We start from the raw sequence: 12,101 nt of genomic DNA, 5'->3' as shown, positions 1-12,101 counted from the left end.
TTACAGAATTGTAAGGTAAGTGTCAGGGTTCCGACAAGCACCAATTTCATTCATCAAGTCCAATCCGGGACGAAAGGGGAAAACAACAATGTCGATGAGAGCGCCACTCAAACTGTTTGCCGCCGCGACGCTGACACTCACTTCCAGCATGGCGATGGCTTTCGAACCTCAGGGCAAGGTGGAGTGTCTGGCACCCGCCGATCCGGGCGGCGGCTGGGACTTCACTTGCCGTAGCGTGGGCAAGGTGATGGAAGACCTCGATCTGGTACCGCGCAGTGTGCAGACCATCAACATGGCGGGTGCAGGTGGCGGTGTCGCCTATGCCCATACCGTGAGCAAGCGGGCTGGCGATGAGCAATTGCTGGTGGCGGCGTCCACCGCTACCACCACGCGTCTGGCCCAGGGGCAGTTCCAGGGCATGGATGCCGACATGGTCAACTGGGTCGGGGCGCTGGGCGCCGATTACGGGGTCATCGCCGTATCGAAGGATTCCGAGTATCAGGATCTGCCGTCGCTGATGAATGCCCTGAAGGACGATCCGCGCAGCGTCAAGTTCGCCGGTGGCAGTGCCAAGGGTGGCTGGGACCATCTCAAGGTTCTGATCGCTGCGCAGGCGTCGGGCGTCGAGAATCTGCCGCGTATCCCTTACCTGTCGTACAACAACGGTGGTGAGGCCATGACCCAGGTAGTCGGCGGTCATGTCGATGCCTTCACCGGCGACATCTCCGAGGCGCAAGGGTTCATGGAATCCGGTGACTTGCGGGTATTGGCCGTGCTTTCCGAAGAACGCCTGCCGGGGGAGTTCTCCGATATTCCCACCGCTCGTGAGCAGGGTATCGATGCGATTGGTCCCAACTGGCGTGGTTTCTACATGCCGGCGGACGTTTCCGACGATGCCAAGCAGTACTGGATCGATGCCATGGACACCATCTACGAAAGCGAGGAGTGGCAGAACGTCATGACCCAGAATGGCCTGATGCCGTTCCACATGAGCGCTGACCAGTTCGAGAACTTCGTCAAATCGCAGATCCGGTCCATCGAAGATCTGTCCAAAGACATCGGGTTGATTCAGTAATGACCTATAACGACCGCATCTTTGGGGTCCTGATGATCGTCCTGGCCGTCGCGTACGGCTGGGGCGCCACTCAGTTCCCGGAACCGTTCGGTGGCTCGGAAGCCGTCGGTCCGGAAACCTTTCCCCTGCTGTTGGCCGTAGTGCTGGGACTTTCCAGTCTCTATCTGATCGTACGCCCCGACCCGGATAACGCCTGGCCGTGGAGCCGTACCGGCGTGGAGTTGATCATCGCTCTGGTGGTGCTGGTGCTGTACGCCATGTTGCTGCAACCGCTGGGCTTCATCATCAGCACATTACTGGCTGTGGGTACCCTGTGTTGGCGCATGGGCGCACGGCCAGTGAAGGCCTATGTCACCGGAGGGGTGGCTGGTGTGGTGGTGTTCCTGGTGTTCAACTTCGCGCTCGACCTGTCGCTGCCGTTGGGCCTGCTTTCGTTCCTGGAGGTGAGCTGATGGAAACCCTTGGCTTTCTGATCGACGGGTTCGGTGTCGCGCTGGCGCCTCATAACCTGATGTTTGCCCTGTTGGGCGCTTTTCTGGGAACGCTGATCGGTGCCTTGCCGGGGCTCGGGCCGGCCAACGGTGTGGCGATTCTCATCCCACTGGCGTTTACCCTGGGGCTGCGCCCGGAGACCGCCATGATCATGCTGACGGCGGTCTATGCCGGTGCCATGTATGGTGGGCGCATCTCATCGATCCTGCTCAATATCCCCGGTGACGAGCCGGCCATGATGACCTGTCTGGACGGTTATCCCATGGCCCAGAAGGGCAAGGCCGCCGAAGCCTTGGCGATTTCCGCCGTGGCATCCTTCATGGGTAGCCTGATCGCCACTGTGGGCCTGATCTTGCTGGCGCCGATACTGGCCGATTTCGCCCTGACATTCGGGCCGGCAGAGTATTTCGCCCTGTTCATGCTGGCGTTTGCCACCCTGGGGGGGATCACCGGCAAGAATCCCATGAAGACGGTGGTCGCCGCCGCCATCGGCTTGATGATCGCCACCGTGGGTATCGACAACACCGGGGTGCAGCGCTACACCTTCGGCGTGCTCGAACTCTACGAAGGGGTCGACTTCATCATCGCCATCGTCGGGCTGTTCGCCATCTCCGAGCTGCTGTTCTTCATCGAGGAGCGTGCCGGCGGCGGCAAGGCAAAGATGGTCGTCAACAAACTGAAGCTATCGTGGAAGGACATCCGCGACATCATGCCTACGAGCATCCGCGGTGGTGTCCTGGGCTTTATCGCCGGGGTGTTGCCTGGAGCAGGGGCCTCCCTGGGCAGTTTTATCAGCTATACCTTGGAAAAGCGGGTGCTGGGGAGTAAGGGCTCATTCGGCGAAGGGGATCCACGTGGGGTCGCCGCTCCCGAGGCTGGCAACAATGGCGCCTCCAGCGGCGCGCTGGTGCCGATGCTGACGCTCGGCGTGCCGGGCAGTGGCACCACCGCCGTGCTGTTGGCGCTGCTGATCTCATTGAACATCACGCCCGGGCCGCTGATGTTCACCCAGAACGCCGACATCGTGTGGGGGGTGATCGCCGCGCTGTTGATCGGCAACTTCCTGTTGCTGGTGCTAAACATCCCGCTGGTGGGCATCTTCGTCAAGCTGCTCTCTGTACCGCCGATGTACCTGTTGCCGATCGTGACCATGGTCGCTTTCGTGGGGATCTATTCGATCAGCAATACCACCTTCGATCTGTATTTCATGGTGGCCTTCGGCATGGCTGGCTTTGTGCTGCGCAAGCTGGAGATTCCATTGGTGCCGATCATTCTCGGCTTGCTGCTGGGGCCGGAAATGGAGAAGAACCTGCGCCATGCCTTGGATATCTCCGATGGCGACTGGACGGTACTCTGGGACAGCGGCCTGGCCATCGGCCTCTGGGTCTTCGCCGGTCTGGGGCTGATCCTGCCTTATATCCTTGGCCCGCTGTTGCGCCGCCGTATGCAAGTCGCCGCCAGCACGGGCGGTCCCGAGGGCGATTGAGCCTGTCAGTACCACGATGTGCCGCAAGCAAGGGTGCCGACAGAGTCGGCGCCCTTGTTTTTATGTGGGTGGCGGCATGACAGCCTTGGCGCACTGAACTAAAATTCAATCGATCGTTTGAATTTTAGGGAGAGTGCCGATGGCCAGTTACCAAGCCCCTTTGCGCGATATGCGCTTCATCCTCGACGAGGTGTTCCAGGCCCCTCAAGAGTGGTCGGCCATGCCGGCCACTCAGGAATTGGGAATGGACCTGGTCGAGGCCATTCTCGAAGAAGGCGCGCGCGTCGTGAAGGCGGAGTTGTTCCCACTCAACCAGAGTGGCGATGCCGAAGGATGCCGCTTCGAGAAAGGCGAGGTGACCACGCCACAGGGCTTCAAGGCTGCCTTCGATACCTTGGCCGAAGGCGGTTGGTGGGGATTGGGCGGTAATCCGGCATATGGCGGCCAGGGCATGCCCAAGATGTTGACCGTAGCCTTCGAGGAAATGCTCTACGCCGCCAATGCCAGCTTCGCGCTGTATCCGGCACTGAACACCGGGGCGGCGCTGTTGCTCGACCAGCATGCCAGCGAAGACATCAAGCGTCTGTATCTACCGAAGATGTATGCCGGGCAGTGGCTCGGCACCATGTGCCTGACCGAGCCACATTGCGGTACCGACCTGGGGTTGATCAAGACGCGCGCCGTCCCCGCCAACGATGGCACTTATCGCATCACCGGCACCAAGATCTGGATCACCGGTGGCGAGCACGACATGGCCGAGAACATCGTGCACCTGGTGTTGGCCAAACTCCCCGATGCGCCCGAGGGCAGTCGTGGCATCTCGCTGTTCCTGGTGCCCAAGGTCAAGGTTGCAGCCGATGGCATACTCGGTGAACGCAATGCGCTGAGCTGCGGCGGGCTGGAGCACAAGATGGGCATCAAGGGCAGTGCTACCTGCGTCATGAATTTCGACGGTGCGCAGGGCATGTTGATCGGCGAGCCCCATCACGGCCTGACAACCATGTTCACCATGATGAACTATGAACGTCTGTCGATTGGAATCCAGGGGCTGGGGTTGGGTGAGGTGGCCTATCAGAGTGCCATGGACTTTGCCCGTGAACGTCTGCAGAGCCGAGCCCCCGGCGGCGCAGTGGCTCCCGACAAGCCAGCCGACCCCATTTTGGTGCATCCCGACGTGCGGCGCATGGCGCTCAACGTACGTGCCTGGAACGAGGGCGGCCGTGCCTTTGCGGCTTTTGTCGCCAGCCAACTCGATCGTGCCAAGTATCACCCCCATGCCGAGGCTCGCACTGTTGCCGAGGAACTGGTGGCACTGCTGACACCGGTGGCCAAGGCCTTTCTCACCGATCGGGGGTTCGATGCCACGGTGGAAGCTCAGCAGATCTATGGCGGCAGCGGCTACTGTGTGGAGTGGGGCGCCGAGCAATTCGTGCGCGATGCTCGTATCGCCATGATCTATGAAGGTACCAACGGCATTCAGGCCATGGATCTGGTGGGACGCAAGCTATTCAGGAACCGTGGGGCTTATCTCAGTCGCTTTGCACGGGCCATGCGTGCCGATCTGGGCGGGGAGGTACCTGCCGAGATCGACTCGTTCCATCAGGCTTGCCAAAAGGAGCTGGCACGCCTCGAGAGGGTTTCCGCTCGATTGCTCGAGCGGGCACAGAGGCGCCCGGAGGAGTTGGGCGCGGCTGCGGTCGATTATCTTAATCTGCTTGGTCACGTGGCCTATGCCTGGATGTGGTGGAAGATGGCGCGCGCCGCGCAGCAGGGCTTGCAGACCGCTGGCCCGGCCGGCGATGGCTTCTATCACGCCAAACTGGCGGTAGGAAAGCACTTCCTGACACGTATGTTGCCACGCGTCGAGGCGTTGGAGCGCCAGATCCAGGCCGGTGCCGAGCCGTTGATGATGCTCGATGAGCAAGCCTTTTATCCGCAAGGATGAGGGATCCCATTCGATCGCGATGCTTCGTGACGCCGGTCCTGTGTCGGCGTCTTTGTATACAAGCGCACCATGACTGTGCGCCGGTCTTGTTCAATGACTCATCATGGGGCGATATGAGGCACTGGTTGCACCGATTTGGTGCCATCATGAGTAGGAGAAGCCGAAAAGTTCTCTTGTAACTATATGATTTAAATAAACTAGTTGTGGCGGTCACCGAATTGGCACATCCCTTGCGAGAGGTAGGGAGACGGCATCCATCCCGATGTCATCCCTCGCTGGAACTGACGTGATAACAAGTACTCGCAAGGAGATTCATGTGAACAATTCGACGCTTTCCCTCCGTTGGCTGGCGGCTGCCGCGCTCGCTTCCCTTGGCATGAGCGCTCCCGTACTGGCCCAGGAAAATCCCATCAAGGTGGGCATCCTGCACTCACTGTCCGGCACCATGGCGATCAGTGAATCGACCCTAAAGGACACCATGCTGATGCTGATCGAGCAGCAGAACGAGCAAGGTGGTCTGTTGGGTCGTCAGCTCGAGCCGGTGGTGGTCGATCCGGCCTCGGATTGGCCGCTGTTTGCCGAGAAGGCGCGTGAACTGCTGGCGCAGGAGAAGGTCGACGTGATCTTCGGCAACTGGACATCGGTATCGCGCAAGTCGGTGCTGCCGGTGGTCGAGGAACTCAACGGCCTACTGTTCTATCCCGTGCAGTATGAAGGCGAGGAATCCTCGGAAAACGTCTTCTACACCGGTGCTGCCCCCAATCAGCAAGCGATTCCGGCGGTCGACTACCTGATGAACGAGGTGGGGGTGGAGCGCTGGGTGCTGGCGGGCACCGATTATGTCTACCCGCGCACTACCAACAAGATTCTCGAGGCTTACCTCAAGGGGCATGGTGTCGCCGATGAAGACATCATGATCAACTACACTCCCTTCGGTCACTCCGACTGGCAGAACATCGTCGCCGAGATCAAGCGCTTCGGCAGCGAAGGCAAGAAGACCGCGGTGGTCTCGACCATCAATGGCGATGCCAACGTGCCGTTCTATCGTGAGCTGGGCAACCAGGGTATCGATGCCGCCGACATCCCCGTGGTGGCGTTCTCGGTGGGCGAGCAGGAGCTTTCAGGCATCGACACCGGACCGCTGGTCGGTCACCTGGCGGCCTGGAACTACTTCATGAGCGTCGACACCGACGCCAACTACGACTTCATTGACGCCTGGATCGAGTACACCGGCGATGAGGAAGCCGTCACCAACGATCCGATGGAAGCCCATTACATCGGTTTCAACATGTGGGCCGAGGCGGTGCGCAAGGCTGGCACCACCGACGTCGATACGGTGAAGGATGCGATCATCGGGGTCAGCGTGCCCAATCTTTCCGGTGGCTATGCCGCGATGATGCCCAACCACCATATCACCAAACCGGTGCTGATCGGCGAGATCCAGGACAACGGCCAGTTCTCCGTCGTCTGGGAGACAGCGTCCACCGTGGCCGGCGATGCATGGTCCGACTACCTGGATGGTTCGCGTGACCTGATCAGCGACTGGCGCAAGCCCTTGGAGTGCGGCAACTACAACGTCGTCGAGGGCAGTTGTGGCGGTGGCGCCGCGACGGAATGATGTTGCCACTCACCGGATCGGCGCCTGTCGATCCGGTGATTCCGGCACGCCACTCAACGATCACCCATAGGATAGAATCATGAGGATTTCCGAATTCCTCTGTCGAGCGCTGGTCCTGTGCCTGTTGGCTTGTTTCCCGCTGGTGACGCATGCCCAGGACGAGGATTCTGGCCAGGCCCTGTTGGAGGCACTGGATACTTCCTCCTATGCCGCCAAGGGACAGGCCATCGAAGCCCTTGCTGCCAGTGGCGACGAGCGCACCCGCTACTGGCTCGAGACACTACTCGACGGCAAGCTGCAACGTAACAAGGACAGCGGTCGATTCGTCGTGGTGCTCGAGAATCGGGGACGCAACTGGCCGGTCGAGGATGCACTCACTGGCGAGAGTCTCGGCGAGATGTCGCGTCGCGACCTTGATCGTATCGGCATCAACAACGCCCTTCGCGGGCAATTGCAGAGCACCCTGGCAGTCCTCGACCTGCGAGTCGATGACCTCGACGCGCGACGGGAAGCCGCCGCACGCCTGGTCGGTGAGGTCGACGATGAACTCGCCGCTCCGCTGGCCGAGGTACTCGAGGAAGAACAGAATGCCGAAGTTCGCCGCTACCTGAGCCATGCCTTGGCCATCCATCGTCTGGAGCAAGGCGATGCCACTGCCGTCGATGCGCTGGCTGGCAGTCTCGACAGCAAGGTTCGTGCAGCACTCAACCAAGCGACCAGGAGTGACGACGCCAAGCTGGCAGATGCCGCGCAGCAAGCATTGGCCAGTATCGAACAGAAACTCAAGCTGAATCGCGGGCTGGAAACCCTGTACTTCGGTTTGTCGTTGGGCTCGGTGCTGGTGCTGGCCGCCATCGGCCTGGCGATCACCTTCGGTGTGATGGGCGTGATCAACATGGCGCATGGCGAGTTGATCATGCTGGGGGCTTACAGCAGTTGGGCGATGCAGCAGGTGTTGCCGGGTCAGCCCGGTCTGGCGGTGATCCTGTCGATCCCCGTCGGTTTCCTGGTCGCAGCGCTGGCTGGCATCGCCATCGAGCGCAGCGTCATCCAGCATCTCAAGGGTCGCCCCCTGGAGACGCTGCTGGCCACCTTCGGTGTCAGCCTGATCCTGCAGCAGTTGGTGCGCACGTTGGTTTCACCTTTGAACCGCACCGTGGTCACCCCTGAGTGGATGAGCGGCTCCGTGATGATCAACGAGGCGTTGTCGTTGACCTTGAATCGGCTCTACGTGCTGGGCTTCGCGCTGGTGGTGTTCATTGGCCTGATGCTGGTGATGCGCCGCACGCGGCTGGGGCTGGAGGTGCGTGCCGTGACCCAGAACCGTGCCATGGCGCGTTCCATGGGCATTCGAGCCACTCGCGTCGATATCCTGACGTTCGCCTTGGGGTCCGGCGTGGCGGGACTGGCTGGCGTGGCGCTGGCACAGCTCACCAACGTCGGGCCCAACCTGGGGCAAAGCTATATCATCGACTCCTTCATGGTGGTGGTCTTCGGCGGCGTGGGCAACCTGTGGGGTACGCTCGTAGCCGGCATGTCGCTAGGCATCATCAACCAGATCCTCGAGCCTTGGGCCGGTGCCGTGCTGGCCAAGATCATGGTGCTCGTGTTCATCATCCTGTTCATCCAGAAACGCCCACGCGGTCTCTTTCCGCAGAAGGGCCGAGCGGCGGAGGGATAAACCATGCATTGGCTTGGACAACCTTTCCAGGAGCGCCCGACGCAACTCTTTATCGGCATCCTGATAGCGGCCCTGGCGGTGGTGACGGTGCTCAACCTGGCGTTGCCGGCAGGTCATCCCCTGCACGTCTCGACCTACACCGTGACGCTGCTGGGCAAGTACCTGAGCTATGCCTTACTGGCGGTGGCCGTCGACCTGGTGTGGGGCTATCTCGGTATTCTCAGCCTGGGGCATGGTGCCTTCTTCGCCCTGGGTGGCTATGCCATGGGTATGTACCTCATGCGCCAGATCGGCGATCGCGGCGTGTATGGCGACCCGGTGCTGCCGGACTTCATGGTGTTTCTCAACTGGGATAGCCTGCCCTGGTACTGGCAAGGCTTCGACATGGCCTGGTTCGCCTTTCTGATGGTGCTGCTGGCACCTGGTGCCCTGGCACTGGTGTTCGGCTTCCTGGCGTTCCGTTCGCGGGTCACGGGGGTGTATCTGTCGATCATCACCCAGGCGCTGACCTTTGCTCTGATGCTGGCCTTCTTTCGCAACGAAATGGGCTTCGGCGGTAACAACGGTCTCACCGATTTCAAGGAACTGCTGGGCTTCGACCTGAGAAGCGATGCCACTCGGTTGGGGCTGTTCATCGCCTCGGGCGTTGCCTTGGCACTGGGCTATGTACTTTGTCGGGCAATCGTCGGCAGCAAATTGGGTCGGGTCTGCGTCGCTTCGCGCGATGCCGAAGCGCGTACCCGTTTCCTCGGTTACCGGGTCGAGCGCGTGCAACTTTTCGTGTTCGTGGTGTCGGCGATGCTGGCAGGAGTGGCAGGTGCGCTCTACGTGCCTCAGGTCGGGATCATCAATCCCAGCGAGTTCTCGCCGCTGTTCTCCATCGAGATCGTGGTGTGGGTGGCGCTGGGTGGTCGCGCAACGCTGTATGGCGCGGTGATCGGGGCCATACTGGTGAATTATGCCAAGACGGTCTTCACCGGCGTGATGCCCGATGCCTGGCTGTTCGCTCTCGGTGGCCTGTTCGTGCTGGTCACGGTACTGCTGCCCAAGGGAATCGCTGGGTTGCTGGCCTGGCGTTTCAAGCGCCCCGACTTTCATGACCGGCATCCCGGAGATGGCAACCTCTCTCGCGAGGAGGCGACCGCATGAATATCCTCAAGGAACTGGCCAACCGCGACCGGGTATTCGATTTCCTGGCGCCGGCCGACTCGCCGGTGGATGTCCGCCATGGCCCGATCCTCTACATGGAAGACGTCACCGTCAGTTTCGATGGCTTCAAGGCCATCGACAATCTCAACCTGACCATCGACGACGGCGAGTTGCGTTGCATCATCGGTCCCAATGGAGCGGGCAAGACCACCATGATGGACATCATCACCGGCAAGACTCGCCCCGATACCGGCAAGGTCTGGTTCGGCAGCCGCCATGATCTGTTGACCATGAATGAACCGGAGATCGCCCGACTCGGGATCGGACGCAAGTTCCAGAAGCCCACGGTCTTCGAGGCCCTGACCGTGTTCGAGAACCTGGAACTGGCGATGAGCGCCGACAAGCGAGTTTTGCCGACGTTGACGGCACGCATGAATGGAGCGATGCGCGATCGCATTGACGAGGTGCTGGAGATGACCGGGCTCGTTGCGCAGCGTCGGCAATTGGCGGGGATCCTGTCCCACGGTCAGAAACAATGGCTGGAGATCGGCATGTTACTCATGCAGCGTCCGCGCCTGTTACTGGTCGACGAACCGGTGGCTGGCATGACCGAGCAGGAGATGGAACGTACCGCCGAACTGCTCACCGGGCTCGCCGGCAAGCAATCGGTGGTCGTCGTCGAGCATGACATGGGCTTCGTGCGCTCGATCGCGCGCAAGGTCACCGTGTTGCATCAGGGTAGCGTTCTCGCCGAGGGCAGCATGGATCAGGTGCAGGGTGACCCGCGGGTGATTGAGGTCTACCTGGGCGAAAGCGAGGAGGCCGTCTGATGCTCAAGGTCGACAAACTCAATCAGTATTACGGCGAGAGCCATACCCTGTGGGATCTCGACCTAGAGGTGCCCAGGGGCGAGTGCACCTGCGTGATGGGACGCAACGGCGTGGGCAAGACCACGCTGCTCAAGTGCGTGATGGGTGAGGTATCGGTTTCCAATGGCAGCATTCTGTTCGCCGACGATGTGGAGCTGACCAAGCGCCGTATCGAGGACCGCTCACGTCTGGGGATCGGCTATGTGCCGCAAGGCCGGCAGATCTTCCCACTGCTGACAGTGGAGGAAAACCTGCGTACCGGCCTGGCGGCACGCGCCGACGGCAAGCGTACCATCCCCAAGCGTATCTTCGAGCTGTTTCCGGTACTGGAGGAGATGCGTCACCGCCGTGGTGGTGACCTTTCCGGTGGCCAGCAACAGCAGCTCGCCATTGGTCGGGCACTGGTGATCGAGCCGCGGCTGCTGATCCTCGATGAGCCGGGCGAGGGCATCCAGCCCAATATCGTTACCCAGATCGGCGAAGTGATCCGCAAGCTGATCCGCGAGGACGGCCTTACGGTGCTGTTGGTGGAACAGAAATTGCCTTTCGCCCGCAAATACGCCGACCGCTTCGTGATCATGGATCGTGGCCGAGGGGTAGCCAAAGGCTCCATCGGCGAGCTGTCCGATGACCTGATCAAGCAGCACCTGACGGTATGACGGCTTTCGAATCCTTGGATGCGACCGCGAGCATGGACTCCGGTCATCGCTTCGACGAAAAGCGCCGCTGGGCGGCCTCGCTGGCATTGGCGTTCGAGGCGCGACAGGAGAGCGGTCCCCTTGTCACCCGCTTGACCAGGGCGCGTCATCAGGGACCGCTACGCGTGCAGCGTCCTTTCTATCCAGAGGGGCAAGCGGACGCCTGCCATGTCTACCTGCTGCATCCGCCAGGTGGCCTGGTCAGTGGCGATGAACTGAGCATCGAGGCCACGGTCGGCAATGGCGCGCATGCGCTGTTGACCACGCCGGCGGCAGCCAAGCTCTATAAGGCCGACAGCCATGGCGTGGCTTGGGCGCAGCACACCCGGTTGAGGGTGGATGACGGTGGCATCCTTGAATGGCTGCCCCAAGAGACATTGTGTTTCGACGGCTCGCGGGGTGAGCAGAGAACCACCATCGATCTGGCTGGCAGCGCGCGTTGTCTGGGCTGGGAAATCATGGCGTTGGGGCGTCCGGCCAGTCGCTTGCCGTTCGCCTCCGGCCGTGTCGAGCAGCGCTTTTGCCTGACCCGCAATGGCCGCCCGCTATGGTTGGAACGTCAACCGCTCGATCCTCAGCACCCGCGTTTTCAGGGGCGCTGGGGGCAGGGCGGAGCCACGGTACAGGCCACACTATGGGCCGTGGGACTGGAAGATGATCAGGCCGTCGCGGCGCTGCGTGAGGCGCTGCCCGCCGCGCCGTACTGGGCGGTGACCCAACGTCACGGCGTGTTGCTCCTGCGCTACCTCGGCCAGGAACGCAATCAGGCCTGGGATCTGTGCCAGCACGCCTGGGAAGTGCTGCGGCCACTGCTGACCGGGCGGCAAGCGTGTGTGCCGAGGATTTGGTTGACTTGAAGAGGGGAAGAAAGAAGAAGGAAGAGGGAAGATAAAAGAGGGAAAGAGATGAAACATTCTTATTTCTTTCAGGCGCGCAGAGCCGTACTTCAGCCTTCCGTCTTCAAGTCGCGAAGCGACGTCTTTCTTCTTCAATCTTCCTTCTTCCAGGCGCGTAGCGCCGCTCTTCCAGCTTAGGTGTGTATAGGCTGGATATTGGAATTTCAATAATACGGTTAAGGAGACGACGCC

At 61.0% G+C, this 12,101-nt stretch carries 10 protein-coding genes; all 10 read left to right on the top strand.

Features of this window, described 5'->3' with window-relative positions:
• The first annotated feature begins 88 nt into the window (after nucleotides 1-88).
• The 10 genes from IE093_RS10210 (at nucleotide 89) to IE093_RS10165 (ending at nucleotide 11,870) form a co-directional block, all read left to right on the top strand.
• Nucleotides 89-1,075 (top strand): Bug family tripartite tricarboxylate transporter substrate binding protein, encoded by a 987-nt coding sequence (locus IE093_RS10210; protein ID WP_189468793.1) that lies wholly within the window; start codon nucleotides 89-91, stop codon nucleotides 1,073-1,075.
• Nucleotides 1,075-1,527, top strand: coding sequence for a tripartite tricarboxylate transporter TctB family protein (locus IE093_RS10205; RefSeq protein WP_189468791.1), 453 nt, complete (start codon nucleotides 1,075-1,077; stop codon nucleotides 1,525-1,527). Before IE093_RS10210 ends, IE093_RS10205 begins: the two co-directional genes overlap by 1 nt.
• Nucleotides 1,527-3,053 carry a tripartite tricarboxylate transporter permease gene (locus IE093_RS10200; RefSeq protein WP_189468789.1) on the top strand — a complete coding sequence of 509 codons (1,527 nt, stop codon included), beginning with the start codon at nucleotides 1,527-1,529 and terminating at the stop codon, nucleotides 3,051-3,053. The genes IE093_RS10205 and IE093_RS10200 overlap by 1 nt, the downstream gene beginning before the upstream one ends.
• A gap of 139 nt (nucleotides 3,054-3,192) precedes the next feature.
• Nucleotides 3,193-4,998, top strand: a complete 1,806-nt coding sequence (locus IE093_RS10195; RefSeq protein ID WP_189468787.1) for an acyl-CoA dehydrogenase C-terminal domain-containing protein — start codon at nucleotides 3,193-3,195, stop codon at nucleotides 4,996-4,998.
• 376 nt (nucleotides 4,999-5,374) lie between these two features.
• The gene (gene urtA / locus IE093_RS10190) at nucleotides 5,375-6,616 is read left to right on the top strand and encodes an urea ABC transporter substrate-binding protein (protein WP_229803487.1); all 1,242 of its coding nucleotides are present in this window, start codon (nucleotides 5,375-5,377) and stop codon (nucleotides 6,614-6,616) included.
• 79 nt (nucleotides 6,617-6,695) lie between these two features.
• Nucleotides 6,696-8,297, top strand: coding sequence for an urea ABC transporter permease subunit UrtB (urtB, locus tag IE093_RS10185; protein ID WP_189468782.1), 1,602 nt, complete (start codon nucleotides 6,696-6,698; stop codon nucleotides 8,295-8,297).
• 3 nt (nucleotides 8,298-8,300) lie between these two features.
• Nucleotides 8,301-9,446 carry an urea ABC transporter permease subunit UrtC gene (urtC, locus tag IE093_RS10180; protein ID WP_189468780.1) on the top strand — a complete coding sequence of 382 codons (1,146 nt, stop codon included), beginning with the start codon at nucleotides 8,301-8,303 and terminating at the stop codon, nucleotides 9,444-9,446.
• The gene (gene urtD / locus IE093_RS10175; RefSeq protein WP_189468779.1) at nucleotides 9,443-10,276 is read left to right on the top strand and encodes an urea ABC transporter ATP-binding protein UrtD; all 834 of its coding nucleotides are present in this window, start codon (nucleotides 9,443-9,445) and stop codon (nucleotides 10,274-10,276) included. Before urtC ends, urtD begins: the two co-directional genes overlap by 4 nt.
• Entirely contained in the window at nucleotides 10,276-10,974 is a 699-nt protein-coding gene (gene urtE / locus IE093_RS10170) for an urea ABC transporter ATP-binding subunit UrtE (RefSeq protein WP_189468777.1), read from the top strand. Before urtD ends, urtE begins: the two co-directional genes overlap by 1 nt.
• Entirely contained in the window at nucleotides 10,971-11,870 is a 900-nt protein-coding gene (locus IE093_RS10165; protein WP_189468775.1) for an urease accessory protein UreD, read from the top strand. Before urtE ends, IE093_RS10165 begins: the two co-directional genes overlap by 4 nt.
• The last annotated feature ends 231 nt before the right edge of the window (nucleotides 11,871-12,101 follow it).

The sequence above is a fragment of the Litchfieldella qijiaojingensis genome (assembly GCF_014651875.1).
GTDB lineage: Bacteria > Pseudomonadota > Gammaproteobacteria > Pseudomonadales > Halomonadaceae > Litchfieldella > Litchfieldella qijiaojingensis.
The sequence above is the reverse complement of the archived record's forward strand: the minus strand, read 5'-3'. Positions and strand labels throughout refer to the sequence as shown.

Excerpts from the sequence above, each read along its gene's own strand:
- IE093_RS10205 (WP_189468791.1), top strand. The coding sequence starts at position 1,075 with ATGACCTATAACGACCGCATCTTTGGGGTCCTGATGATCGTCCTGGCC.
- urtE (WP_189468777.1), top strand. The coding sequence starts at position 10,276 with ATGCTCAAGGTCGACAAACTCAATCAGTATTACGGCGAGAGCCATACC.
- IE093_RS10200 (WP_189468789.1), top strand. The coding sequence starts at position 1,527 with ATGGAAACCCTTGGCTTTCTGATCGACGGGTTCGGTGTCGCGCTGGCG.
- urtD (WP_189468779.1), top strand. The coding sequence starts at position 9,443 with ATGAATATCCTCAAGGAACTGGCCAACCGCGACCGGGTATTCGATTTC.
- IE093_RS10210 (WP_189468793.1), top strand. The coding sequence starts at position 89 with ATGTCGATGAGAGCGCCACTCAAACTGTTTGCCGCCGCGACGCTGACA.
- urtA (WP_229803487.1), top strand. The coding sequence starts at position 5,375 with ATGAGCGCTCCCGTACTGGCCCAGGAAAATCCCATCAAGGTGGGCATC.
- urtC (WP_189468780.1), top strand. The coding sequence starts at position 8,301 with ATGCATTGGCTTGGACAACCTTTCCAGGAGCGCCCGACGCAACTCTTT.
- IE093_RS10195 (WP_189468787.1), top strand. The coding sequence starts at position 3,193 with ATGGCCAGTTACCAAGCCCCTTTGCGCGATATGCGCTTCATCCTCGAC.
- urtB (WP_189468782.1), top strand. The coding sequence starts at position 6,696 with ATGAGGATTTCCGAATTCCTCTGTCGAGCGCTGGTCCTGTGCCTGTTG.
- IE093_RS10165 (WP_189468775.1), top strand. The coding sequence starts at position 10,971 with ATGACGGCTTTCGAATCCTTGGATGCGACCGCGAGCATGGACTCCGGT.